The following is a 23,730-nucleotide window of genomic DNA, read 5'->3' on the forward strand; positions in this document are numbered from 1 at the left end:
TGTGTTGCGCCGCAATGAAATTCTGCAAACCTTTTCGCGGCGCAATTCATTGCGCGATAAATCGCGCCGCTACGGGGTGTGCGGTTTGTTAATTATGTAGCTTCAACCAATCTTTGACTGGCAGGAAATCGCGGTACAAGGCGGCTTCGGGGGAATCGGCTTCTGGCTGATAATCGTATTCCCAGCGCACCAGCGGCGGCATCGACATCAAAATGGATTCGGTGCGGCCGCCGGTTTGCAGGCCAAACAGCGTGCCGCGATCCCACACCAGATTGAACTCGACGTAGCGACCACGACGATAGAGCTGGAACTGGCGCTCGCGGTCGCCCCACGGCAGCGCTTTGCGCCTGGCCACAATCGGCAGGTAGGCGTTGGCAAAACCGTTGCCGACTGCCTGCATGAAATCGAAGCAGTAATCGAAATCGGGCGTGTTCAGGTCGTCATAAAACAGGCCGCCGATACCGCGCTGCTCGTCGCGATGCTTGAGGTAGAAGTAATCGTCGCACCACTTTTTGTAGCGCGGATAAACCTCCTCACCAAACGGCTGGCACAGATCGTGCGCGGTTTGATGCCAGTGCAGCGCATCCTGTTCGAAGCCGTAATATGGCGTGAGATCGAAACCACCGCCAAACCACCACACCGGATCGGCGCCCGGTTTTTCCGCGATAAAGAAGCGCACGTTGGCGTGGCTGGTTGGCACGTAAGGATTGGATGGATGCACCACCAGCGACACGCCCATCGCTTCAAAGCTGCGGCCAGCCAGTTCGGGACGATGCGCGGTGGCGGATGCGGGCATTTGATCGCCGTGCACGTGCGAGAAGTTAACGCCGGCTTGTTCAAACACCGCACCATCACGCAATACGCGACTGCGTCCGCCGCCGCCGCCGGGACGTTGCCACTCATCTTCGGCAAAGCTCGCCTTGCCATCTTCCGCCGCTAATTGGGCGCAAATATCATCTTGCAGCGCCAGCAAAAAGGCTTTGACGCGGGAAATATCGGGATTGCTCATCAGTCACTCGTTCCGGAAATTTGCCGCGATTCTACCACAGGATAAAGACTATGCTTCGCGACGATCGACCTCATCGAAGTAGCGGGTGATGCCGTCGGCAATGGCGCTGGCAATTTTCTGGCGGAACGCCTGCGTGCCAAGCAGCTGCTCTTCACGCGGATTGGTAATAAAGGAGGTTTCCACCAGCACCGAAGGAATCGACGGCGATTTCAGCACCGCAAACGCGGCCTGTTCGGTGTGCTGGCTGTGCAGATGATGCACCGGGCGAATCTGATCGAGGACGTGTTTACCCAGCGTCAGGCTGTTGCGAATGGTATCGGTCTGCACCAGATCGAACAGAATCTGGTTGAGGTAATGATCTTTATCCTGCACCTCAGCACCGCCCACTTTGTCGGCATCGTTTTCACGCTGCGAAAGGTAACGCGCCATCGCGCTGCTGGCACCGCGATTGGAAAGGGCAAAAACCGATGCGCCGTTAGCATCCGGGCTGGTGTAGCCATCGGCGTGAATCGACATAAACAGGTTAGCGCCGTGCTGGTGGGCGATTTCGACGCGCTGATAGAGCGGAATAAAGTGGTCGCTGTCGCGCGTCAGGCGCACTTCGATGCGTGGATGCGATTGCAGCAGCGTCTTCACGGTATTGGCGATCGCCAGCACAATGTGTTTCTCTTCCGAACCCTCTTCGCCGACGGCGCCGGAATCGATGCCGCCGTGGCCGGGATCAATCATCACGATACGTTTGCCGTTGCTGGCAGGTTTCGGTGGCGTATGACGCGGACTGACGCGCAAATCGCTGTTCTGTTCTTTGGCCTGCACCGCACGCGGTGATAACACCGCCAGCGCTAAACCGGAAAGTATCAGTTGGCGACGATTGGTAAGGCGCTTAAGCAGTGAAATCTTCTTCATTTACGGGGCCATGGCAGGTAAATCCTGCCCCGTGTTATAGCGTAACAATTGCCAGTCGGCGACCTCGCAACTATTTCAAGTGTTTACTTTCTATTGCAACAGACTAACAGCAATGTCGCGCTTTTTTTGCTCCGTTGTCACGCGTGAGGGTTGCGCCTGGCAAAGAATGCGTGATAATCAGCGAATTGTGCCTAACAGCAGGGTAACGTCGATGGAAATCCGTTCTTTCCGCCAGGAAGATTTTGAAGAAGTGATCACGCTCTGGGAGCGTTGCGATTTGTTACGCCCATGGAACGATCCGGAGCTGGACATTGAACGCAAAATGAACCACGACGCGGAACTGTTTCTGGTCGCGGAAGTCGGTGGCGAAGTGGTCGGCACGGTGATGGGCGGCTACGACGGCCATCGCGGCTCCGTCTACTATCTGGCGGTGCATCCTGATTATCAGGGCCGTGGCTTTGCCAATGCGTTGATGAATCGTCTTGAGAAGAAGCTGATTGCGCGCGGTTGCCCAAAAATCAATTTGATGGTGCGCGAAGAGAACGATCAGGTGGTGGCGTTTTACGAAAAGCTCGAATACGAGCCGGTGGACTCGCTGCTGCTGGGCAAGCGTTTGATTGAAGATCGCGAGTATTGAGGGTCGGTTTGAAATACCTTCCCGAAGAGTACGATGCGAAAGGGCAGCTGCGGCTGCCGTTTCTTTTCTGGCTGATCCTATTATTGCAGGCGCGCACCTGGCTGCTGCTGGTGATGGCGGGCGCATCACGCCAGCAGGGCAATGATTTGCTGGCGCTGTTCTATCCCGACCGCCAAAGCTTCTGGCTGGGGCTGGCGTTAGGCATTCCGGCGGCTATCGGCTTATTGCTGACCGGCTATCGCCAGCGCTGGCCGCGCCTGTGGCAAAGCTGGCGTCATGTATTAAGCGTATCGCTACTTGTCAGCCTGCTGTGGCAGGGTTCCAGCCTGCTGCAAGGCGCCTTTCCCGACTCGCCGCTGCCGCTGTTATTGACGCTGTTTGACCTGCTGGCGTTGTTCTGGCTGCAAACGCAACCTCGCCTGCGCGACTGCTTTCTGCCGGAACATCAGCAGGTCGAATAAACTTTTTGCCGGTTTGTGACTCCAACAGGCACGCCAATCGGCTTAGCAGATCAAGGAGTTTTCATGAAAGTTGTTCGTCACGCACTGCTGGTTAGCAGCATGGTTCTGGCCGGCTGCGCCAGTTCGGGTTCCTCTGGCAGCGCGAGCGATAGCGAAAGCCATTGGTACAATCCGCTTAGCTATCACTGGTCGGCGCTCAATCCACTCGGCTGGTTTGGTGGATCGCTGGAGGTCACCGAGCAAGGCGTTGCGGGCCTGACGAGCACCACCTCAATGTCGGAAGACGCCATCCATAAAGCGCTGAACGGCGATTACAAATTGCGTCAGGGCATGCGCACGCAGAATGGTCAGGTGGTGGATTTCTGGCAGGCGCTGGATGGCGACAAGGTTAAATTGGTGATTAACGGCAGCAGCAGCGTTGAGCGCATTGAAGTGCAGGATGCCGATGCCAAAGCGGCGGACGGCAGCAAGATCGGCGATCTGTTCAGCGACAAGTTCAGCAAAGCCTTTAATAACTGCAAAATGGTCACCGGTCTTGATGCTCGCGATGTTGAGTGCCGTGCGCCGGGCAGCCAGCACATCTCCTACATTTACAGCGGTGAATGGCATGGCCCGGAAGGTTTGATGCCTTCGGACGATACCCTGAAAAGCTGGAAAATCAGCAAGATCGTTTGGCAGCGTTAAACCAGATAAAACTTGCTTAAAAACCCGCTCAAAGAGTGAGGCTTTCCGGTATGATGCGGGCGAAAAAAACATCGTCTAACCTTCATGCCGGAGAGCATTGCAATGTCTCAGTTTCAGAGCGGGATCCTGTTGGAGCACCGCCGTTTCGCCATTTGGCTCGAAGCCCGCGTCACGGGCGATCTTGACGCGCTGCGCCAGGGCAGCAAATTCTTCTTACAGCAGCTTGAAGCGCTGCAGACGCAATTCAGTGATGCCGGATTGGGCGCGGTGATCGCCTTTGGTGATGCGCTGTGGCGCGATCTGCAAGGCAACGCTTCTGCACCTGAACTCAAAGCTTTCGCCGCGCTTGGTAAAGGCATTGCGCCTGCCACGCAGCGCGATTTGCTGATCCATATTCAATCCCAACGACATGACGTGAACTTCGCGCTGGCTCAGGCGGCACTTAGCGCCTTTGCCGCTGCGGTCAATATCGAAGAAGAGACGCACGGTTTCCGCTGGATTGAAAATCGCGATCTGTCGGGCTTCGTCGATGGCACGGAAAATCCGCAGGGCGAAGCGCGCAAGGAGGTCGCGATTATCAGCGCAGGCGCGGATGCGGGCGGCAGCTATGTGTTTACCCAGCGCTGGGAGCACAACCTTAAGCTGTGGAACCGCATGGCGGTGGAGAAACAGGAAGCGATTATTGGCCGTACTAAAGAGACGGATGAAGAGTTGCCGGGCGATCAGCGTCCTGCGACATCGCATCTCAGCCGTGTCGATCTGAAAGAAGAGGGGAAAGGGCTGAAAATTCTGCGCCAAAGCCTGCCATACGGCAGCGCCAGTGGCACGCATGGGCTGTACTTCATCTCTTACTGTCATCGTCTCTACAATATTGAGCAGCAATTGCTGAGCATGTTCGGCGAGCGCGACGGCAAAATGGACGCCATGCTGCGCTTCACCAAACCGGTTAGCGGCAGCTACTTTTTTGCGCCGTCGCTGGATGCTTTGCAAACGCTGTAACCTCTTTGTATTAAGGTCAACCTGGCGCGATTCATCGCGCCGCTACGGATATCAGCCCTTATTTGTCGCGGCGCAATTTATTGCGCAATGAATCGCTTAATGCCGATTTACATTTCCATTCGCCGCATAAACTCTCCCGCCGTCTTATGCCTTTTTAGACTTTGAAATCCCTAAACGATATATAAAACCGTTACAGCTTTCCCCTGAGTTATAAATACACTGACAGCATCTAATGGCATTGGCTTAACTGCCGTCTTTCAGGGTGCAGCATGACACTTCCGATTTCGAAAAAATGGCTTGGCGGTATCGCGCTGTCGTGTGCTTTAGCCGGTGCGGCGCAAGCGACCGAGTTGCTGAATAGCTCTTACGACGTTTCGCGCGAACTGTTCGTTGCCCTGAATGCACCCTTTGAAAAACAGTGGGACGCTGCCCATCCTAATGACAAGCTGACCATCAAGCAGTCGCACGCCGGTTCCTCTAAGCAGGCGCTGGCGATTCTGCAAGGGCTGCGCGCCGATGTGGTGACCTACAATCAGGTGACCGATGTGCAGGTGCTGCACGACAAAGGCCAACTGATTCCCGCTGACTGGCAACAACGTCTGCCAAACAGCAGTTCACCGTTTTACTCCACCATGGCGTTTCTGGTGCGTAAAGGTAACCCGAAGCAGATTCACAGCTGGGCCGATCTGGCGCGCGATAACGTGAAGCTGATTTTCCCTAACCCAAAAACCTCGGGTAACGGCCGCTACACTTATCTCGCCGCGTGGGGCGCTGCCGATCAGGCGGATGGCAAAGATAAAGCCAAAACCAGAGCCTTTATGGCGAAGTTCCTCAAGAACGTTGAAGTGTTTGATACCGGCGGTCGCGGTGCGACCACCACCTTTGCCGAGCGCGGTCTGGGCGATGTGCTGATCAGCTTTGAATCGGAAGTGAATAACATCCGTAATCAGTACGGCAAAGACGACTACGAAGTGATCGTGCCAAAAACCAATATTCTGGCGGAGTTCCCGGTGGCGTGGGTCGACAAAAATGTCGAGCACAACGGCACCACCGACGCGGCCAAAGCCTATCTGAATTATCTCTACACGCCTGAAGCGCAGAAAATCATCACCAATTATTATTATCGCGTGAATAACCCGCAGCTGATGGCGGAGCAGAAAGATCGCTTCCCGCAGACAGAACTGTTCAACGTCAAAGACGCCTTTGGCGGCTGGGATAACGTGATGAAAGTCCATTTTGCCAATGACGGTGAGCTGGACAAATTACTGGCAGCGGGGCGCGGTTAATGTTCGCGCTCGCTCAAAAACGTGTTTTGCCGGGCTTTGGACTGAGCCTCGGCACCAGCTTACTCTTCACCTGTCTGATTCTGCTGCTGCCGATCAGCGCGCTGCTGATGCAGCTGTCGCAAATGACGCTGGCGCAATACTGGGCGGTGATTAGCCATCCACAGCTGATCGCCGCCTATAAAGTGACGATTCTGGCGGCGGGCGTGGCCTCGCTGTTCAACGCCGTCTTCGGCATGCTGATGGCGTGGATTCTGACGCGTTATCGCTTCCCCGGCCGCACGCTGCTGGATGGTTTGATGGATCTGCCGTTCGCGCTGCCGACTGCGGTGGCAGGTTTAACGCTGGCGGGCCTGTTTTCGGTCAACGGCTGGTACGGTCAGTGGCTGGCGCATTTTGATATAAAAGTCTCTTACACCTGGCTCGGCATCGCTGTGGCGATGGCCTTTACCAGCATTCCGTTTGTGGTGCGTACCGTGCAGCCGGTGCTTGAAGAGTTAGGTCCGGAATATGAAGAAGCCGCGGAAACGCTGGGCGCAACGCGCTGGCAGAGCTTCCGTCGCGTGGTGCTGCCAGAAGTGGCGCCGGCATTGCTGGCCGGCACTGCGCTGTCGTTTACCCGCAGCATCGGTGAGTTCGGCGCGGTGATCTTTATCGCCGGCAACATCGCCTGGAAAACGGAAGTGACCTCGCTGATGATTTTCGTGCGTCTGCAGGAGTTTGATTATCCGGCGGCGAGCGCCATCGCCTCGGTGATCATGGCGGCTTCTTTGCTGCTGCTGTTCGCGATTAACACCTTGCAGAGCCGCTTCGGCCGTCGCTTAGGAGGCCACTGATGGCGGAGATTTCACACATCAACCACGCCGACCGCCAGCCAATCAACTGGGGCAAGTGGCTGCTGATTGGCATCGGTGCGCTGGTTTCCATCCTGCTGCTGGTGGTGCCGATGGTTTCCATCTTCTGGGAAGCGCTCAACCAGGGTTGGGTTGCCTCGCTGAGTAACCTGAAAGATGGCGACATGCTGCACGCCATCTGGCTGACCCTTTTGGTGGCGCTGATTACCGTACCGGTCAACATGGTGTTCGGTACGCTGCTGGCGTGGCTGGTGACGCGCTTCACCTTTCCCGGCCGCCAGCTGCTGTTGACGCTGTTTGATATCCCGTTTGCCGTGTCGCCGGTGGTTGCCGGTTTGATGTATCTGCTGTTCTGGGGCGTCAACGGTCCTGCCGGTGGCTGGCTGGATGCGCATAATATTCAGATTATGTTCTCCTGGCCGGGCATGGTGCTGGCCACCATCTTCGTTACCTGTCCGTTTGTGGTGCGTGAGTTGGTGCCGGTGATGCTGAGCCAGGGCAGTCACGAAGATGAAGCGGCGGTGCTGCTTGGCGCATCCGGCTGGCAGATGTTCCGCCGCGTGACGTTGCCGAATATCCGCTGGGCGCTGATGTATGGCGTGGTGCTAACCAACGCACGTGCGATTGGCGAATTTGGTGCGGTCTCGGTGGTTTCGGGATCGATTCGCGGCGAAACCTATACCTTGCCGCTTCAGGTTGAATTACTGCATCAGGATTACAACACCGTGGGCGCCTTTACTGCCGCCGCGCTGCTGACCCTGATGGCAATCGTAACGCTGTTTCTGAAAAGCGTGGTGCAGTGGCGATTAGAGCATCAGCAGAAGCGCCTACAGGAGGAAAATCATGAGCATTGAGATTAAACAAATCAATAAATCGTTTGACCGCACATCGGTTCTTAACGACATCTCTCTGGATATTCCTTCCGGCAAGATGGTGGGGCTGCTGGGGCCATCCGGTTCTGGTAAAACCACGCTGCTGCGCATTATCGCTGGGCTGGAACATCAGAACAGCGGACAGATCCATTTCAATGGCAAAGACGTCAGCCGCATCCATGCGCGCGATCGTCAGGTGGGCTTTGTGTTCCAGCACTACGCGCTGTTCCGCCACATGACGGTGTTCGACAATATCGCCTTTGGCCTTACCGTTCTGCCACGTCGCGAACGTCCAGGTGCTGCTGAGATCAAACAGCGCGTTACGCGTCTGCTTGAGATGGTACAACTTTCCCATCTGGGCAACCGCTTCCCGGCACAGTTGTCCGGTGGACAGAAGCAGCGTGTAGCGCTGGCGCGTGCATTGGCGGTAGAACCGCAAATTCTGCTGCTGGATGAGCCGTTTGGCGCGTTGGATGCGCAGGTGCGTAAAGAGTTGCGTCGCTGGCTGCGTCAGTTGCATGAAGAGTTGAAATTCACCAGCGTGTTCGTGACCCACGACCAGGAAGAAGCGATGGAAGTGGCGGACACCGTGGTGGTGATGAGCCAGGGCAACATCGAACAGGTTGGCACGCCAGATGACGTATGGCGCGATCCATCGACGCGCTTTGTGCTGGAATTCCTTGGCGAAGTGAATCGCTTTACAGGCGAAGTACACGGCTCGCAGTTCCATGTGGCCGCGCATCGCTGGTCGCTGGGCTACACGCCTGCGCATCAGGGCGAAGTTGAACTGTTCCTGCGTCCGTGGGAGATCGATATTTCACGCCAGAGCAGCCTGGAAACGCCTTTGCCGGTGCAGGTGCTGGAGATCAGCCCGCGCGGCCACTTCTGGCAGTTAGTCGTTCAGCCGAGCGGCTGGCAGGGCGAGGTGTTCTCCGTGGTGTTCGACGGCGATCACCATGCGCCGGTGCGTGGTGAACGCCTGTTCGTTGGCCTGCAACAGGCGCGAATTTACCATGGCACTACGCCGCTGCGCCCGGTTGCCTTTGCCGAGAGCGCCTGATATTTTTGACACTCCTTCGGGCGGGACTTTCCCGCCCGTTTTATTTGCCCCTCTTTCGTCTGGAATTAAACCGTGACCACACTGGAAAATACCATCGGCAATACGCCGTTGATAAAGTTGCAGCGCCTGACGCCTGATAACGGCAGCGAGATCTGGCTAAAGCTGGAAGGCAACAATCCAGCCGGTTCCGTCAAAGATCGTGCGGCCTGGTCGATGATTCATCAGGCGGAGTTGCGCGGTGACATTAAACCGGGCGATACCTTAATTGAAGCCACCAGCGGCAATACCGGCATTGCACTGGCGATGATCGCCGCGATGAAAGGCTACAAGCTGCGCCTGCTGATGCCCAATAACATGAGTCAGGAGCGCCAGGATGCGATGCGCGCCTATGGCGCTGAATTGCTGCTGGTATCGCGCGAGCAGGGTATGGAAGGGGCACGCGATTTGGCGCAGGCGATGGCCGATCGCGGCGAAGGACGCGTGCTGGATCAGTTCAACAATCCCGATAATCCGCTGGGCCACTATCTCACCACGGGCCCGGAAATCTGGCAGCAAAGCGCTGGCCGCATGACGCATTTTGTCTCCAGCATGGGCACCACCGGCACCATTACCGGCGTTGGGCGTTACCTGAAAGAGTTCGCGCCAGCGGTGCAGATAATCGGCCTGCAGCCACAAGAGGGCAGCAGCATTCCCGGCATACGTCGCTGGCCTGAAGCCTATCTGCCCGGTATTTTCCGTCCGGAGTTAGTGGATGAGGTAATAGATATGGCGCAGCGCGAGGCGGAAGAGACCATGCGCGCGCTGGCGCAGCGTGAAGGGATTTTCTGTGGCGTCAGCTCTGGCGGCGCGGTGGCCGGCGCATTGCGTATCGCCACGGCCCAGCCTGGCAGCGTGGTGGTGGCGATTGTGTGCGATCGCGGCGACCGCTATCTCTCAACCGGCGTTTTCCACTGATCCCACTTTCCCACCGATGATTTGGCCTGCGCGTACTGTGATGGTACGTCCAGGCCATTTTTGTCTATAGTCTTCGTAATAATCGTCTGACGTAAGCAACGTAAGGATCGCGTAAAACCGGCTGCGTTCGTTGTGGACTCAGGACAAAATAGCGGCAATTTACACGAGAGATAACGATGAAAATTCTGCTGGTTGATGATGATGTAGAACTTGGCACCATGTTGAGCCAATACCTGATTGCTGAAGGTTTTGAAACACAACTGGTTTTAACCGGTAGCGCCGGGGTGGAAGGCGCGTTATCGGGCAACTATACCGCAATGATTCTCGACATCATGCTGCCTGATATGAGCGGCATCGATGTGCTGCGCCAGGTGCGGCAGAACAGCCGATTACCGGTAATTATGCTGACGGCGAAAGGCGACAATATTGATCGGGTGATCGGCCTGGAAATGGGTGCGGATGATTACATGCCGAAACCGTGCTATCCGCGTGAACTGGTGGCCCGTCTGCGCGCCGTGCTGCGTCGCTTTGAAGATCAGACTCCGCTGCCGGATAAGAAAGAGCTGCTGCGCTGGGGCGATCTCAGCCTCAATCCCGCCACGCGTATTACCGAATGGCAGGGCAAAGCGTTCGATCTGACGGCTTCAGAGTTTAACTTGCTGGATTTGCTGCTGCGTGCGCCGGATCGCGTGGTGTCGAAAGATGAGCTGTCGGAAAAAGGCCTTGGCCGTCCGCGCGAAGCTTACGATCGCAGCGTTGATGTGCATATCAGCAACATCCGTCAAAAGCTGGCTGCCTTAACCGCCGACAGCGTCAACATTGAAACTGTGCGCAGTATTGGTTATCGCATTCGATGAAACACAGCTATCGCGGCCGCATGTTCTGGAAAATTTTGCTGGGCTTCTGGATTGTGTTTGTCATCATCAGCCAACTGTTGTGGCTTGGCTTTACGCTCTCCGGTAATCGACATGAGCCGCCAGAGCTAGTGGCGATTCGGCGTATCGTTAATCTGCAAATGGCGTCAGCGGTTTCAGTGCTGGAGCGCGGTGGTCCCAGCTCGCTTGATGACATGATGGCCGACTGGGAACCGAACGATCGGCAATTCTTCTCGGTGATCCAGCACGAAAAACCCGCTGCGACGCCCAACAATGCGCCGCCAGAAAGCATCAACGAACCCTTTCAGGGACCGTTTCCTGATGTAATTGTGCGTTGGGTAAAAGGGCAGGATAGCAAACAGTACGAGCTGCGTTACGACGTTAAAGGTCTGCGCGAAGACAGCTCAATGGGCGGCGGCCGCCCGCGCCGCATCCTGAATATCCCCGAACCGATGTTTACCTTCGCTGGCGCATTGGGGCTGCTGTTTAGCCTGCTGCTGGCGTGGAACCTGACGCGACCCATGCGGCAGCTGCGTGAGGGCTTTGCGCGCGTCTCCAGCGGTGATTTGTCGGTACGGCTCTATCCGGTGATGCGCAAACGCCATGATGAGCTCTCGAACGTTGCGCAGGATTTTGATGCGATGGTGGAGCGCCTCGATACGCTGGTGAAAGCGCGTGAGGAGCTGCTGCATGATATCTCCCACGAGCTGCGTTCACCGCTGGCGCGCTTGCAGCTGGCGACCGGCCTGGCGCGGCAGACGCCGGAATCCGTCGAATCCTCGCTCAATCGCATTGATGAGGAAGCCCGACGCCTCGACAAGATGATTGGCGAGCTGCTGACGCTTTCGCGCGCTGAGCACGAAAGTATGCCGGGAGAAGAATATTTCGACCTTACCGGCCTGCTGCATGCGGTGGTGACCGATGTGCGCTACGAAGCGCAGATTCCCGGCGTGATTGTCGATTTCCAGGTGGATGAAAATGCGGATTACACTGTTCACGGCAATGCGGAACTGATTCGTCGTGGTGTGGAGAATGTGCTGCGTAATGCGCTGCGATTCTCGCACAAAGGGCAGCACATCAACGTGCGGCTGCAGGCGGAAAATCAGTGGCTGGCAATTAGCGTGCGCGATCAAGGGCCGGGCGTGGACGATGAGAAGCTTTCGAGCATCTTCGATCCTTTTGTACGGGTTAATTCTCCGCTGATGGGCAAAGGCTACGGTTTGGGGTTATCGATTGTGCGTAAGGTCATTCTGGCGCATCACGGCGAAGTTCAGGCGGTAAATCGCCCGGAAGGTGGTCTGGAGTTAACGTTAAGGTTACCGCGCTGGAAACAGGAATGATTTTTCCTGATAACGCGCACATTTGCTACACCGGGCAGGACGACGGGGCAGAGGAGTAAAGCGTCCCGCGCCATGGACGGCGCGGGCCGAGGCCCAGGGACGGTTTATGCCGTCTTTACGATCTGACCCGTCGTCCTGACCGCTCCTCGCACATACAGAGTTAAGTAAACAAAAAACGGCACCCATTGGGTGCCGTTTTGCAATTCTCACGAATCAGCCGAAGCTTACTTTTTAATGCGGATAACCGGAGTCTCGCCCACAGTTACCTGACCGGAGAGTTTGATCAGGTCTTTAATCTCGTCCATGTTCGAGATTACAACCGGCGTCAGCGTGGATTTCGCTTTCTCTTCCAGCAGTGCCAGATCAAACTCGATCACCACGTCGCCTTTCTTAACCTTCTGGCCTTCTTCAGCGATGCGTTTGAAACCTTCACCTTTGAGCTCAACCGTGTCGATACCGAAGTGAACAAACAGTTCGATACCGTTATCAGACTCGATTGAAAATGCGTGGTTAGTTTCGAAAATCTTGCCGATAGTACCATCAACCGGTGCAACCATTTTGTTGCCGGTTGGTTTGATTGCGATACCGTCACCCACGATTTTCTCAGCGAATACCACATCAGGTACGTCTTCGATATTTACGATTTCGCCTGACAGAGGCGCAACGATATCAATAGTGCCTGACGCGCTCTCTGATTTTTCGCCAAAAAGTTTAGAAAACAAACCCATGATCTTCTCCTAAGCAGTAATTTGAGGCTAGCGTCCGTGGATCAGCAGAGCGTTTTTTCTTTAATGAACTTGTTGACCAAATTCATCAAATCATCCGCTGTTGGTTGATCCAGAGCCTGCTCCGCCAATGCCTTCGCATCTTCGAAATTAGTATTACGAATGATTTTCTTGATGCTTGGGATTGAAATGGCGCTCATGCTGAATTCGTCCAGCCCCATTCCCAGTAACAGTAGTGTAGCACGTTCATCACCAGCCAGCTCACCACACATGCCGGTCCATTTCCCTTCGGCATGTGATGCGTCGATCACTTGCTTAATGAGGCCAAGAACAGACGGCGTCATTGGGTTATAGAGGTGTGAAATCAAATCATTACCACGATCGACCGCCAGAGTATACTGCGTCAGGTCATTTGTCCCAATACTAAAGAAGTCGACTTCTTTCGCCAGATGGCGAGCAATCACTGCGGATGCTGGCGTTTCAACCATGATGCCGACTTCGATGGTCTCATCAAAGGATTTGCCTTCTTCACGCAGTTGCGCTTTCAACAGCTCCAGTTCGCCTTTCAGAATGCGAACTTCTTCTACTGAAATGATCATTGGGAACATGATGCGCAGTTTACCGAATGAGGATGCACGCAGAATCGCGCGCAGCTGCGCATGCAGAATCTCTTTACGGTCCATGGCGATACGAATCGCGCGCCAGCCGAGGAACGGGTTGTCTTCTTTCGGCAGGTTCATGTAAGGCAGATCTTTGTCGCCGCCGATGTCCATGGTACGCACGATAACCGCCTGCGAACCCACGGCTTCAGCCACGGCTTTATACGCCTGGAATTGTTCTTCTTCGGTTGGCAGTGAATCACGGTCCATAAACAGGAACTCGGTACGATACAGGCCAACACCTTCCGCGCCGTTGCGCTCTGCACCGGCGACATCGCGCACGGTACCGATGTTAGCGCAGACTTCAACCTGATGGCCGTCCAGCGTAATGGCTGGCAGATCTTTCAGTTTCGCCAGTTCATGCTTTTCAGACAGATATTGAGTCTGAATTGCTTTCAGTTCTTCCTGCACGTCATCAGTTGGATTGACGTAAATTTTGTTGTTCACGCCATCAATGATCAGGAAATCACCGTTTTTCACGGTGGCAGTCACGTTGCCGGTGCCGACAATCGCAGGCAGCTCAAGCGAACGCGCCATGATCGAGGTGTGAGAAGTACGCCCACCCAGATCGGTAATAAAGCCCAGCACCTTCTTCAGGTTCAGCTGTGCGGTTTCTGACGGCGTTAAATCTTTCGCCACCAGAATAGATTCGTCAGCAATCGCGCTCAGGTCGACAATGTGCAGACCGAGAATGTTCTGCAGTAGACGCTTACCAATATCACGTACGTCAGCCGCACGCTCTTTCAGGTATTCGTCATCCAGCTCTTCCAGTGCAACGGCCTGGCCTTCAATCACGGTGTGAGCAGCGGCGTCCGCGGTAGCGTGGTCTTTCTTGATGAGGTCGATGATTTCCTGCTCAAGCTCTTCGTCTTCGAGCAGCATGATGTGACCTTCAAAGATCGCCGCTTTCTCTTCACCGAAGGTTTCACCGGCTTTAATGCGAATGGCTTCGAGCTGTGAAGCAGCTTTGCTGCGTCCATCGAGGAAGCGCTGAACTTCCTGCTCAACCTGATCGTCAGTAATTTTTTTACGGCTGATGACGATCTCATCTTCCTTCAGCAAAAGTGCGTTGCCGAAAGCGATACCCGGTGATGCTAAAATGCCTGAAATCATAACCCTACCTTTTAATCACGATGGCTCATTGACCCGATGCGTCGCCACTGTCGCGGAGCAGTACTCTAAAGATGCAATAACGCGGACAGATTGTCCGCGATCAAGATATTTGCACTCAATGGGGCAAAGGGGTCGGTTTAGTTGCGAACTGAGCCGGTTACTCCAGCTCAGCCATCAGCTTGACCAGGTGCTCAACCGCTTGCTGCTCGTCTTCACCTTCAGCAGACAGCGTAACAACCGTACCTTGAGTCAGACCCAAAGTCTGCAGTTTGAACAGGCTTTTCGCGCTGGCAGATTTGCCATTAGAGGTCACATTGATTTCTGAATTAAAAGCCTTTGCTTCTTTAACGAACTGGGCTGCAGGACGAGTATGAAGGCCGTTAGGTGCGGTAATGGTAACTTCTTGCTGGAACATTCTATTTCCCCAACTTTATCAGGTTTGGTGTTATGGATCTAAAGTCTAGCCTGGAGCCGTAACTTTAGCCTGTGTAGGTGCGCTGGTATGGCTTTAAGCTCACCATAAAATGCGCTCGAATGAGTACGTCATTAACAGTGACAGATCAAAAACTGCACGAATGCGTCACTCTTCTCATTATGCCGTGATTCGCCGTTTCGCCAAATCAGTAAATCGATTCAGCTTGATCCACTTCAAAGGCAGATTAATTTCAGGCACCGAAATAATTGGAAGCTTAAATACCAGAGCCGCATCACTGAAAGCAATCTGTCTGGTGATAAAAGTGAGATCTGCACCACAAAAAAGCACCCATTCGGGTGCTTTTTTCGTCAGTTTCAGACTTTAAGCATCACTGCTGGAGTTCTTTCTCAGTGAAGAGATCGGCAAACAGTGCGGTACTTAAATAACGTTCGCCAGAGGAGGGCAGAATCACCACGATGTTCTTGTTGGCGAAGGCTTCATCTTCTTGCAGCTTCAGCGCGGCAGCAACGGCAGCACCTGAAGAGATACCTGCTAAAATACCTTCTTCTTCCATCAGCTTACGGGCGGTGCTAATGGCTTCTTCATTGGTGATCGCCACTACGCGGTCGATCAATTCCAGATCAAGGTTGCCAGGAATGAAGCCGGCACCGATGCCCTGAATTTTATGTGGGCCTGGTTTGATCTCTTCGCCCGCCAGTGCCTGAGCAATAACCGGTGAATCGGTTGGCTCAACGGCAACGGTAATCAACTCGGTCTTGCCTTTGGTATTCTTGATGTAGCGGCTCACGCCTGTCAGCGTACCGCCGGTGCCCACGCCCGCAATAAACACGTCCACTTCGCCGTCGGTGTCTTCCCAAATTTCTGGACCGGTGGTTTTTTCGTGGATTTCCGGGTTGGCTGGGTTGCTGAACTGCTGCAACAGCACATATTTGTCCGGATCGCTGGCGACAATCTCTTCCGCCTTCGCGATGGCACCTTTCATGCCTTTGGGACCCTCGGTCAGCACCAGGTTAGCTCCCAGCGCTTTCAGCAGCTTGCGGCGCTCAATTGACATGGTTTCTGGCATGGTTAGCGTCAGCTTGTAACCGCGCGCTGCGGCGACGTAAGCCAGCGCAATACCGGTGTTACCGCTGGTTGGTTCAACCAGCTCAACGCCCGGCTTCAAAATACCGCGTTTTTCCGCGTCCCAAATCATATTGGCACCGATACGGCATTTGATGCTGAAGCTCGGGTTGCGCGACTCGACCTTAGCCAGAATGCGGCCGTTACCGATGCGGTTCAGTCGAACCAGCGGCGTATGACCAATTGTCAGAGAGTTGTCTTCATAGATCTTACTCATAGCTCGTCCTTAACTGTATGAAATATTGGGAACCCTCAGAGCATACCTTTTCTAATGATGTGCGGAAGGAAAGAAATCGCATATCTATATAGCGCACAACCATAAGCCTTACGCAAAAATGCATAAGACGATTTAAAGCTTTAGCGGCGTGCATGTTGTGCATGATAACGATCCACCCACATGGCCGTTGCACCGCATACCGCAACCGGCAGAATCGCCAGATTGATAATCGGGATCATGGTGAACAGGCTAACCAGCGCACCAAATTGCATATTTGCGCTTTTGTGCTGGCGCAACGCCTGGCGCATCTGCTGGAAACTCACTTTGTGGTTATCAAATGGGTAGTCGCAATACTGCACGGACAACATCCACGCACTGAATAAAAACCATAGAACTGGCGCCACCGTTTGTCCAAAGCCGGGGATAAAGTGCAGCAACAGCAAACCAAGCGCACGCGGCAAATAGTAGCCGAGCTTCTGAAACTCTCGCTTCATGATGCGCGGTATGTCTTTTATCAGGCCCACCCAACCGCTATCTGGTAATGGCGTTCCGGTCAATCGCCCTTCAAGTTGCTCGGCGAGCAAGCCACAGAAGGGCGCGGCAATCAGATTTGCCAGAGTCGAAAAGAAGTAACTGAATACCAACACAATCGAAATCACTGAGAGCGGCCATAGCAGATAACTCAGCCACTGCAGCCAGTCAGGGATATGTGACATTAAAGCCGGGATCCACTGCCCCAAGCGCTGAAACAACCAGATAAAGGCACCGCCAAGTAGCACGATGTTGATCAGTAGCGGCATGATGACATAGCGACGAATGCCGGGCAGGCGCACCAGTTTCCATCCTTCAGCGAAGTAGTGAACACCATTAAATGTTGAGACCGAATTTCCTGCGGGCATAGCGAGCCTTTCTCCTAAATATAGCGGCGCGACCATCATAACCTGGCTTTTTATCGGCTTCAGGCAGTGTTTGCGCGAAAAAACAGCAAAAAAGCGTGGGGCAGCTATCTAATTTGTCAGAAAATACTGCACAGACTTGCACTTGTTTAGCTGGGCAAATACAGTTAGAGGATAAAGTTTGCCGTGGTGGCAAGGTATTGGAACAACAGAGAATACAATGATGCAGGATTTGCGTCTGATATTAATCGTTGTTGGCGCGATCGCCATAATAGCGCTGCTACTTCATGGACTGTGGACCAGCCGTAAAGAGCGCTCCTCCGTGTTTCGTGATCGCCCGCACAAACGTCTGAAACAGCGCGAAGAAGCCGATGAAGATCTGCTGAGCGAAGAAGATGATGGCGTCGGCGAAGTCCGTGTACGTCGTCCTCGTGATGCGGATGAAGAACCTGAATTCACTGCACGTCCAGCGAGCGCGCCGCGTGCGCCTGAACCTGTACGTCAACCGGCATCACGTCAGGCTGACCCATTATTAGGCGATCCGCTGCTGGATAACGAGCCAGACGTGCGTAAGCCGGCTGCGCCGCAAGCGCCAGTGGCGAAGCCAGCGCCAGCGCCTGCACCACAACCAATTCAGGCCGATCCATTGCTGGATAACGAACCGCTTTTCGCGACTCAACCTGCACCTGAATTCCTCGCCGCAGAAGAGCCAGAATTCGAACCTGAAGCGCCAGTTGCACATCAACCAGAAGCGCCACAGCCAGCGGCTGCTGCGCCTGGCAGTAAAAAAGAGGCCGTATTAGTGCTGCACGTCGCTGCACATGCGGGCGGCGAACTGAACGGTGAAGCGCTGTTGCAGGGCATCCTGCAGGCCGGATTCCAGTTTGGTGAGATGAACATTTTCCATCGCCATCTTAGCCCAGCCGGCAGCGGTCCGGTGCTGTTTAGCCTGGCGAACATGGTGAAGCCGGGTTCATTCGATCCGGATCAAATGGGGAATTTCTCTACGCCTGGCGTCTCGATCTTCATGATGGTGCCGTCGTACGGCGATGCGAATCAGAACTTCAAGCTGATGCTGCAATCCGCGCAGCGTATCGCTGATGATGTAGGCGGCGTGGTGCTGGATGATGAGCGTCGCATGATGACGCCGCAGAAGCTGGAAACCTACAAAACGCGTATTCGCGAAGTTATCGGTTAATCGCCGTTAGCTGAGTCAAAACAAATATAACCCCCGCCTGTCGGGGGTTTTTTATCGGATAAGAGACTATGAAATCGGTTCAGGAGCAGATCACCGCGCTGCGCACCACGTTACGTCACCACGAATATCTCTACCACGTGATGGATACGCCGGAAATTCCGGATGCAGAGTATGACCGATTGATGGTTCAGCTGCGTGAGCTGGAAAGCGCACATCCTGATTTGATTACCCCTGATTCACCCACCCAACGCGTGGGCGCGGCACCGCTAGCCACTTTTGAGCAAGTGCGTCATGAAGTGCCGATGTTGTCGCTGGACAACACCTTTGATGAAGCGGGCTTCCTTGCCTTTAATAAACGCGTGCAGGATCGCCTTAAAAGCACTGACGAATTGACTTACTGCTGCGAGCTCAAGCTGGATGGTCTAGCCGTGAGCTTGCTGTATGAAGATGGCCTGCTGGTGCGTGCGGCGACGCGCGGAGATGGTACCACCGGCGAGAACATCACGGCGAACGTGCGCACAATTCACGCCATTCCGCTGCGTCTGCATGGCGATAACATCCCCGCACGCGTTGAAGTGCGTGGCGAAGTGTTTATCACCGAAAGCGGTTTTGAAAAGCTGAATGAAGAAGCGCGTCGCACCGGCGCGAAAGTCTTTGCTAACCCACGCAACGCCGCAGCCGGTTCACTGCGCCAGCTCGATCCACGCATCACCGCTAAACGTCCACTGACCTTCTTCTGCTACGGTTTTGGTCTGCTGGAAGGCGGTGAAATGCCTGCCAGCCATTGGCAACGTCTGCAACAGTTTAAGGCGTGGGGATTGCCAGTCACCGATCGTATTCGCCTGGCACACAGCGCCGATGAGGTGCTGGCGTTTTATCGTCAGGTTGAGCAGGAGCGCCCGTCGCTCGGCTTCGATATCGATGGCGTGGTTATCAAGGTCGATTCGCAGGCGCTGCAGGAGCAGCTCGGCTTTGTGGCGCGTGCGCCGCGCTGGGCTGTGGCCTTTAAATTCCCGGCGCAGGAACAGATGACGTTCGTGCGCGATGTCGAATTCCAGGTGGGCCGCACCGGCGCGATTACGCCCGTCGCGCGTCTGGAGCCGGTTCAGGTTGCGGGCGTTGTGGTAAGTAATGCCACGCTGCACAACGCCGATGAAATTGCCCGACTGGGTTTGCGCATTGGCGACAAGGTGGTGATTCGCCGCGCCGGTGACGTGATTCCGCAAGTGGTCAACGTGGTGGAATCGGAGCGCCCGGCAGAGACGCGTGAAATCGTCTTCCCAGGTCATTGCCCGGTGTGCGGTTCAGACGTTGAACGCGTGGAAGGTGAAGTCGTGACGCGCTGCACCGGCGGCCTGATTTGTGGCGCGCAGCGTAAAGAAGCGCTTAAACATTTCGTTTCGCGTCGTGCGATGGATGTCGATGGCATGGGCGATAAGATCATCGATCAGTTGGTGGAGAAAGAGTACGTCTTAACGCCAGCCGATCTGTTCCGCCTTACTGCCGGTAAGCTAACCGGACTCGATCGCATGGGCCCTAAATCGGCTCAGAACGTGGTTGATGCGCTGGAAAAGGCCAAATCCACCACGCTAGCACGTTTCCTCTATGCACTGGGTATTCGCGAAGTGGGCGAAGCCACAGCCGCCAACCTTGCCAATCACTTTGGCGAGCTGGAAAAGGTGATGAACGCCGATCTCGATGCGCTGATTGAAGTGCAGGATGTCGGCAAAGTGGTAGCGACGCATGTGCGTAACTTTATGGATGAAGAGAGCAACCGCGCCGTTATTCGCGATCTTACTGAAGAGATTGGCGTGCACTGGCCGCAGGTTGAAGTGGTCAATGTCGAAGAAATTGATAGTCCATTTGCCGGTAAAACCGTGGTACTGACCGGCTCTCTGTCGCAGATGAATCGCGATGATGCCAAAGAGCGTCTGGTAGCGTTGGGCGCTAAAGTGAGCGGTAGCGTGTCGAAGAAAACCGATTTGCTGATTGCGGGGGAAGCGGCCGGTTCCAAGCTGGCGAAAGCGCAGGAGCTCGGCATTCCGGTGATCGACGAAGCGGAAATGATTCGCCTGCTCGGAGCGTAATGTGGATAAACAGCAACTGGTTGAAATCGCCAATACCGTGATGCCGTTCGGCAAGTACAAGGGCAGAGCGCTGATTGATGTGCCGGAGGAGTATTTGCTGTGGTTCGCTCGCAAAGATGAATTCCCGGCCGGTAAGTTAGGCGAATTGATGCAGCTGACGCTGACCATCAAGATCGAAGGGCTGGAAGGTTTAATCAAACCGCTCAAGCGCAATGAATAACAAAACGGCCCGCTTTTGCGGGCCGTAATATTTAGGACTTCTGCGCTTCTACTTGCTGCTGCGCCAGCCGTTTTTCATTGCCGGCTTTGTAGCGCTGGGCAATGAAAGAACACACCATTAACTGCACCTGATGGAAAATCATCAGCGGCAGCACGATTATCCCCACGGAACTGGCCGGGAACAGGATGTTGGCCATCGGGACACCGTTCGCCAGACTCTTTTTCGAGCCACAGAACAGCACCACAATCTCGTCCGCACGGCTGAAGCCAAACAGGCGCGATGCCGCCAGGTTAATCGCCAGTGCGATAAACAGCACCAGCACGCTGCCAACCAGAATCCATAGCAAGGTATCCACGCCCACGCGATGCCAAATGCCGTTCACCACCGCTTCACTGAAGGCGGAGTAAACCACCAGCAGAATCGAGGTTTGGTCGGTTTTACCAATCAGGCTGCGATGCTTCTCGACCCACGCGCCAATCCAGCGACGCGACAGATGTCCTAAAACAAACGGCACCAGCAGTTGCAGCATAATTTTGCCAATCTGCTCCAGACCGTTGCCCGGCATTTCGCTATGCACATTCATCACCAGATTCACCAGCAGCGGCGAGACAAATACGCCGAGCAGGCTGGAGGCTGAAGCTGCACAGACCGCAGCGGCGACGTTGCCGCCCGCCATTGAGGTGAAGGCGATTGAGGATTGCACGGTCGCTGGCAGAATACACAGATAGATAAAGCCGGTGTAAATCTCCGGGCTGACGTTAACCGGATGCCACCAGACAATCAGCAAACCAATAATCGGGAAAATTACAAAGGTGCTGCACATAATCCACAAGTGCAAACGCCAGTGGCTGCTGCCGGCAATGATCTTCTCGCGCGACAGTTTGGCGCCATGCATAAAGAACAGCAGGGCGATGGCGGCGGTGGTCAGATATTCGAAGATATCGACAAAGACGCCTTTGGCAGGAATAAAGCTGGCCAGCAGCACGGTAATGATGAGTTTAATCATCATCGGATCGAGGCGTAAAAATCCCATTGTTAAAATCCGGTTAAATTTAAAAAAATGATGGTGCTGATTGTGCGCCTGCTGGGTTTAGAAATAAAATTGATTTATTGCATCAATCTATGAGCGATATCGATGAATTACACCTTACGTCAGTTGCGTACCTTTGTCGCGGTGGCGCATCACGGCAGCTTCAGTCTGGCCGGCCAAGCGATTGGTTTAAGTCAGTCGGCGGTCAGCCATAGCATTAAAGAGCTGGAAGCGGAAATGGGCGTGCGCTTACTCGATCGCACTACGCGGGAAGTAATGCTGACCGAGGCGGGGCAGCAGCTGGCCACACGGCTTAATCGTCTGCTGGACGACCTCAATACCACCGTGTTGGATGTGCGCAGCTATGGCGAACAGCGCAGCGGCACGGTGCGTGTTGCCGCCAGCCAAACGCCTTCTGCCCATCTGATGCCGCAGTGCCTGGCCAGCAGCCAGCAGCGCTATCCGGATATCCGCGTCATCCTGCATGACCGCGTACAGCAATGGGTGCTGCAAAGCGTACGCAATGCGGAGGTTGATTTTGGCATTGTAATTGGCCCGCTCAACGACACTGATTTCGACAGCGAAGAGATTTTGCAGGAGCCTTTTTTACTGCTGTGTCATGAAGATGACGAGCTGGCGCAAATTGAACAGGCGCAATGGTCGATGCTGGCGGGACGCAATATGGTGCTACAGGATTATGCTTCCGGCAGTCGCGTGTTAGTTGATGCCGCGCTGCAACAGCTGGCGTTGAGTGTGCATGTGGTGCAGGAAATCGGTCATCCCGCTACGCTTTATCCGATGGTGGAAGCGGGAATTGGCATCAGCATTCTGCCTGCGCTGGCCTTGCCGTTGCCGTCAGGACGCAAACTCACGGTGCGGCGTCTTTATCCGGAAATTAATCGCAGCCTGATGCTGATAAAGCGCAAAAACCGCTCGCTGACACCCGCCGCAGAAGCGATCTGGCAGGAAGTGCGCCAGCAGGCAGCCCTGCTGACGCAACAACGCATGCTAAAGCCGGCGTTTTAAACGTACACGTTGATTTGATTGGTATCAGTTGGGCGGTTAATACCATCAGCTTTGGTGGCCGCAGGTTGCTGTGCTTCCTGTTTCTGTTGCGCTTTCTCAGCTTGCTGCTGCTCAATTTGCGCGATTTGCGCTTCAATCATTTGAATCTGTGATTGCAGCATCTGCTCCTGTTCAGACTTTTGCTCATCGGTGAGCGTATCGTCGCTGGAAAGATCTTTCAGCTGCTTAGTGATGGATTGAATTTGTTTATAGAGGCTGGCGATTTCTGAGGTAGAACCGCCGCCGCTACTTGCGGTGCTGACACTACCTACGCTGGATATAGACATGGTTTTCTCCTTGCAATAGACCATTATCGTTATCGGTCAGAGTATAAGGAGGCTTGAGGGCAGGGAGTGTTAAACTTGCGAAAAGGGTTCGTTGGGATTTAACGCATTAACCACAGATTTAACGCATAGCAAAAAGGCGCCTTTAGGGCGCCTTTTTACATTGGTGGGTCGTGCAGGATTCGAACCTGCGACCAATTGATTAAAAGTCAACTGCTCTACCAACTGAGCTAACGACCCGAAGTGGTGGGTGATGACGGGCTCGAACCGCCGACCCCCTCCTTGTAAGGGAGATGCTCTACCAACTGAGCTAATCACCCACTTCGGTACTGCTTAACAAGAGTGTCATCTGACTAAGATATGGTGGGTGATGACGGGCTCGAACCGCCGACCCCCTCCTTGTAAGGGAGATGCTCTACCAACTGAGCTAATCACCCATATCTTATCTCTTGTTCACTGCGGGCCATCTTTAAACCTTCTAAAGAGTGGTGGGTGATGACGGGCTCGAACCGCCGACCCCCTCCTTGTAAGGGAGATGCTCTACCAACTGAGCTAATCACCCCCGCTGTGTGGAGTCGCATTATAGGGATCCTTCAAAGTGAGTCAACGGTTTTTAAAACTTAAATGTGCGTTCGCTTTAAAAATAATCATCGTGGGGCGCTTTTCGCCAATGTGCTGGTTTTATTAGCAGAAAAGCGCACAGCAAACCGGGATGCCACCGCGACAATCATTGAGGAATCAGCC

Annotated in this window: 24 protein-coding genes and 4 tRNA genes; 15 read left to right on the plus strand and 13 right to left on the minus strand. The window is 54.5% G+C overall.

The window, feature by feature from the left end; translation table 11 throughout:
• Positions 1-88: 88 nt before the first annotated feature.
• Together hemF and amiA are read right to left on the minus strand one after the other, a co-directional pair.
• Positions 89-1,009: an oxygen-dependent coproporphyrinogen oxidase gene (gene hemF, locus Q3H59_RS05835; protein ID WP_217548937.1), complete on the minus strand. Its 921-nt coding sequence runs from the start codon at positions 1,007-1,009 to the stop codon at positions 89-91.
• A gap of 48 nt (positions 1,010-1,057) precedes the next feature.
• Positions 1,058-1,915, minus strand: a complete 858-nt coding sequence (amiA, locus tag Q3H59_RS05840; RefSeq protein WP_217548935.1) for an N-acetylmuramoyl-L-alanine amidase AmiA — start codon at positions 1,913-1,915, stop codon at positions 1,058-1,060.
• A 211-nt stretch (positions 1,916-2,126) separates the two neighbouring features.
• On the opposite strand from amiA, the gene Q3H59_RS05845 reads away from it, so the two are divergent.
• From Q3H59_RS05845 to Q3H59_RS05895, 11 genes are all read left to right on the plus strand, one after another.
• Positions 2,127-2,552 carry a GNAT family acetyltransferase gene (locus Q3H59_RS05845; RefSeq protein WP_061717913.1) on the plus strand — a complete coding sequence of 142 codons (426 nt, stop codon included), beginning with the start codon at positions 2,127-2,129 and terminating at the stop codon, positions 2,550-2,552.
• 8 nt (positions 2,553-2,560) lie between these two features.
• On the plus strand, positions 2,561-3,013 hold the full coding sequence (locus Q3H59_RS05850; RefSeq protein WP_309833747.1) for a DUF2919 domain-containing protein: 453 nt from the start codon (positions 2,561-2,563) through the stop codon (positions 3,011-3,013).
• Between the two features lie 63 nt (positions 3,014-3,076).
• On the plus strand, positions 3,077-3,697 hold the full coding sequence (locus Q3H59_RS05855) for an RpoE-regulated lipoprotein (RefSeq protein WP_309833749.1): 621 nt from the start codon (positions 3,077-3,079) through the stop codon (positions 3,695-3,697).
• Positions 3,698-3,799: 102 nt separating this feature from the next.
• A complete protein-coding gene (locus tag Q3H59_RS05860) occupies positions 3,800-4,696 on the plus strand; it encodes a Dyp-type peroxidase (RefSeq protein ID WP_309833751.1) in 897 nt (298 codons plus the stop codon).
• A gap of 269 nt (positions 4,697-4,965) precedes the next feature.
• A complete protein-coding gene (locus Q3H59_RS05865; protein ID WP_217548928.1) occupies positions 4,966-5,982 on the plus strand; it encodes a sulfate ABC transporter substrate-binding protein in 1,017 nt (338 codons plus the stop codon).
• A complete protein-coding gene (gene cysT, locus Q3H59_RS05870) occupies positions 5,982-6,815 on the plus strand; it encodes a sulfate/thiosulfate ABC transporter permease CysT (protein ID WP_064739484.1) in 834 nt (277 codons plus the stop codon). The genes Q3H59_RS05865 and cysT overlap by 1 nt, the downstream gene beginning before the upstream one ends.
• A complete protein-coding gene (cysW, locus tag Q3H59_RS05875; protein ID WP_309833753.1) occupies positions 6,815-7,687 on the plus strand; it encodes a sulfate/thiosulfate ABC transporter permease CysW in 873 nt (290 codons plus the stop codon). The genes cysT and cysW overlap by 1 nt, the downstream gene beginning before the upstream one ends.
• Complete coding sequence (cysA, locus tag Q3H59_RS05880; protein ID WP_309833755.1) at positions 7,677-8,765, plus strand: sulfate/thiosulfate ABC transporter ATP-binding protein CysA; 1,089 nt, start codon at positions 7,677-7,679, stop codon at positions 8,763-8,765. Before cysW ends, cysA begins: the two co-directional genes overlap by 11 nt.
• Positions 8,766-8,837: 72 nt before the next feature.
• The gene (gene cysM / locus Q3H59_RS05885; protein WP_271460886.1) at positions 8,838-9,719 is read left to right on the plus strand and encodes a cysteine synthase CysM; all 882 of its coding nucleotides are present in this window, start codon (positions 8,838-8,840) and stop codon (positions 9,717-9,719) included.
• 176 nt (positions 9,720-9,895) lie between these two features.
• Complete coding sequence (locus Q3H59_RS05890; RefSeq protein ID WP_008107810.1) at positions 9,896-10,576, plus strand: response regulator transcription factor; 681 nt, start codon at positions 9,896-9,898, stop codon at positions 10,574-10,576.
• Positions 10,573-11,934, plus strand: coding sequence for an ATP-binding protein (locus Q3H59_RS05895; protein WP_309833760.1), 1,362 nt, complete (start codon positions 10,573-10,575; stop codon positions 11,932-11,934). The genes Q3H59_RS05890 and Q3H59_RS05895 overlap by 4 nt, the downstream gene beginning before the upstream one ends.
• A 224-nt stretch (positions 11,935-12,158) precedes the next feature.
• Here the strand turns inward: Q3H59_RS05895 and crr are convergent, their stop codons facing one another.
• The 5 genes from crr to cysZ all read right to left on the minus strand — a co-directional run bounded on the left by crr (position 12,159) and on the right by cysZ (position 17,105).
• On the minus strand, positions 12,159-12,662 hold the full coding sequence (gene crr, locus Q3H59_RS05900) for a PTS glucose transporter subunit IIA (RefSeq protein ID WP_008107804.1): 504 nt from the start codon (positions 12,660-12,662) through the stop codon (positions 12,159-12,161).
• A gap of 41 nt (positions 12,663-12,703) precedes the next feature.
• Positions 12,704-14,431, minus strand: a complete 1,728-nt coding sequence (gene ptsI, locus Q3H59_RS05905) for a phosphoenolpyruvate-protein phosphotransferase PtsI (RefSeq protein ID WP_110866519.1) — start codon at positions 14,429-14,431, stop codon at positions 12,704-12,706.
• Between the two features lie 157 nt (positions 14,432-14,588).
• The gene (gene ptsH / locus Q3H59_RS05910; RefSeq protein ID WP_137386243.1) at positions 14,589-14,846 is read right to left on the minus strand and encodes a phosphocarrier protein Hpr; all 258 of its coding nucleotides are present in this window, start codon (positions 14,844-14,846) and stop codon (positions 14,589-14,591) included.
• A gap of 388 nt (positions 14,847-15,234) precedes the next feature.
• Positions 15,235-16,206, minus strand: coding sequence for a cysteine synthase A (gene cysK, locus Q3H59_RS05915; protein ID WP_101763577.1), 972 nt, complete (start codon positions 16,204-16,206; stop codon positions 15,235-15,237).
• A gap of 140 nt (positions 16,207-16,346) precedes the next feature.
• Complete coding sequence (gene cysZ / locus Q3H59_RS05920) at positions 16,347-17,105, minus strand: sulfate transporter CysZ (RefSeq protein WP_101763578.1); 759 nt, start codon at positions 17,103-17,105, stop codon at positions 16,347-16,349.
• Positions 17,106-17,322: 217 nt separating this feature from the next.
• Between cysZ and zipA the strand changes: the two genes are divergently transcribed.
• From zipA to Q3H59_RS05935, 3 genes are all read left to right on the plus strand, one after another.
• Positions 17,323-18,300: a cell division protein ZipA gene (gene zipA, locus Q3H59_RS05925; RefSeq protein ID WP_309833766.1), complete on the plus strand. Its 978-nt coding sequence runs from the start codon at positions 17,323-17,325 to the stop codon at positions 18,298-18,300.
• Positions 18,301-18,368: 68 nt separating this feature from the next.
• Entirely contained in the window at positions 18,369-20,387 is a 2,019-nt protein-coding gene (gene ligA / locus Q3H59_RS05930) for an NAD-dependent DNA ligase LigA (protein WP_137386241.1), read from the plus strand.
• A 1-nt stretch (position 20,388) separates the two neighbouring features.
• The gene (locus Q3H59_RS05935) at positions 20,389-20,607 is read left to right on the plus strand and encodes a DUF3820 family protein (protein WP_101763581.1); all 219 of its coding nucleotides are present in this window, start codon (positions 20,389-20,391) and stop codon (positions 20,605-20,607) included.
• A 31-nt stretch (positions 20,608-20,638) separates the two neighbouring features.
• Here the strand turns inward: Q3H59_RS05935 and Q3H59_RS05940 are convergent, their stop codons facing one another.
• Complete coding sequence (locus Q3H59_RS05940; protein ID WP_101763582.1) at positions 20,639-21,640, minus strand: bile acid:sodium symporter family protein; 1,002 nt, start codon at positions 21,638-21,640, stop codon at positions 20,639-20,641.
• 102 nt (positions 21,641-21,742) lie between these two features.
• Here Q3H59_RS05940 and Q3H59_RS05945 point away from each other — a divergent pair, with 102 nt between their 5' ends.
• Entirely contained in the window at positions 21,743-22,663 is a 921-nt protein-coding gene (locus Q3H59_RS05945) for a LysR family transcriptional regulator (protein WP_101763583.1), read from the plus strand.
• Here the strand turns inward: Q3H59_RS05945 and Q3H59_RS05950 are convergent.
• The 5 genes from Q3H59_RS05950 to Q3H59_RS05970 all read right to left on the minus strand — a co-directional run bounded on the left by Q3H59_RS05950 (position 22,660) and on the right by Q3H59_RS05970 (position 23,548).
• On the minus strand, positions 22,660-22,989 hold the full coding sequence (locus Q3H59_RS05950) for a FlxA-like family protein (RefSeq protein ID WP_101763584.1): 330 nt from the start codon (positions 22,987-22,989) through the stop codon (positions 22,660-22,662). The genes Q3H59_RS05945 and Q3H59_RS05950 overlap by 4 nt on opposite strands.
• A 161-nt stretch (positions 22,990-23,150) precedes the next feature.
• Positions 23,151-23,226, minus strand: a tRNA-Lys gene (locus Q3H59_RS05955).
• Positions 23,227-23,230: 4 nt separating this feature from the next.
• Positions 23,231-23,306, minus strand: a tRNA-Val gene (locus Q3H59_RS05960).
• A 41-nt stretch (positions 23,307-23,347) separates the two neighbouring features.
• Positions 23,348-23,423, minus strand: a tRNA-Val gene (locus tag Q3H59_RS05965).
• A 49-nt stretch (positions 23,424-23,472) separates the two neighbouring features.
• Positions 23,473-23,548 (minus strand) — tRNA-Val (locus Q3H59_RS05970).
• Between the last annotated feature and the right edge of the window lie 182 nt (positions 23,549-23,730).

It is taken from the genome of Pantoea sp. SORGH_AS_0659 (genome assembly GCF_031453915.1).
GTDB classification, from domain to species: Bacteria; Pseudomonadota; Gammaproteobacteria; order Enterobacterales; family Enterobacteriaceae; genus Pantoea; species Pantoea leporis.

Bases quoted from the DNA above. Each gene is read 5' to 3' on its own strand.
- cysT (WP_064739484.1), top strand. From the start codon at position 5,982: ATGTTCGCGCTCGCTCAAAAACGTGTTTTGCCGGGCTTTGGACTGAGC.
- ptsH (WP_137386243.1), bottom strand. From the start codon at position 14,846: ATGTTCCAGCAAGAAGTTACCATTACCGCACCTAACGGCCTTCATACT.
- Q3H59_RS05890 (WP_008107810.1), top strand. From the start codon at position 9,896: ATGAAAATTCTGCTGGTTGATGATGATGTAGAACTTGGCACCATGTTG.
- cysK (WP_101763577.1), bottom strand. From the start codon at position 16,206: ATGAGTAAGATCTATGAAGACAACTCTCTGACAATTGGTCATACGCCG.
- ptsI (WP_110866519.1), bottom strand. From the start codon at position 14,431: ATGATTTCAGGCATTTTAGCATCACCGGGTATCGCTTTCGGCAACGCA.
- Q3H59_RS05865 (WP_217548928.1), top strand. From the start codon at position 4,966: ATGACACTTCCGATTTCGAAAAAATGGCTTGGCGGTATCGCGCTGTCG.
- Q3H59_RS05940 (WP_101763582.1), bottom strand. From the start codon at position 21,640: ATGGGATTTTTACGCCTCGATCCGATGATGATTAAACTCATCATTACC.
- crr (WP_008107804.1), bottom strand. From the start codon at position 12,662: ATGGGTTTGTTTTCTAAACTTTTTGGCGAAAAATCAGAGAGCGCGTCA.
- zipA (WP_309833766.1), top strand. From the start codon at position 17,323: ATGATGCAGGATTTGCGTCTGATATTAATCGTTGTTGGCGCGATCGCC.
- Q3H59_RS05945 (WP_101763583.1), top strand. From the start codon at position 21,743: ATGAATTACACCTTACGTCAGTTGCGTACCTTTGTCGCGGTGGCGCAT.
- cysW (WP_309833753.1), top strand. From the start codon at position 6,815: ATGGCGGAGATTTCACACATCAACCACGCCGACCGCCAGCCAATCAAC.
- Q3H59_RS05950 (WP_101763584.1), bottom strand. From the start codon at position 22,989: ATGTCTATATCCAGCGTAGGTAGTGTCAGCACCGCAAGTAGCGGCGGC.
- amiA (WP_217548935.1), bottom strand. From the start codon at position 1,915: ATGAAGAAGATTTCACTGCTTAAGCGCCTTACCAATCGTCGCCAACTG.
- Q3H59_RS05895 (WP_309833760.1), top strand. From the start codon at position 10,573: ATGAAACACAGCTATCGCGGCCGCATGTTCTGGAAAATTTTGCTGGGC.
- Q3H59_RS05845 (WP_061717913.1), top strand. From the start codon at position 2,127: ATGGAAATCCGTTCTTTCCGCCAGGAAGATTTTGAAGAAGTGATCACG.
- cysA (WP_309833755.1), top strand. From the start codon at position 7,677: ATGAGCATTGAGATTAAACAAATCAATAAATCGTTTGACCGCACATCG.
- Q3H59_RS05860 (WP_309833751.1), top strand. From the start codon at position 3,800: ATGTCTCAGTTTCAGAGCGGGATCCTGTTGGAGCACCGCCGTTTCGCC.
- Q3H59_RS05855 (WP_309833749.1), top strand. From the start codon at position 3,077: ATGAAAGTTGTTCGTCACGCACTGCTGGTTAGCAGCATGGTTCTGGCC.
- cysZ (WP_101763578.1), bottom strand. From the start codon at position 17,105: ATGCCCGCAGGAAATTCGGTCTCAACATTTAATGGTGTTCACTACTTC.
- hemF (WP_217548937.1), bottom strand. From the start codon at position 1,009: ATGAGCAATCCCGATATTTCCCGCGTCAAAGCCTTTTTGCTGGCGCTG.
- ligA (WP_137386241.1), top strand. From the start codon at position 18,369: ATGAAATCGGTTCAGGAGCAGATCACCGCGCTGCGCACCACGTTACGT.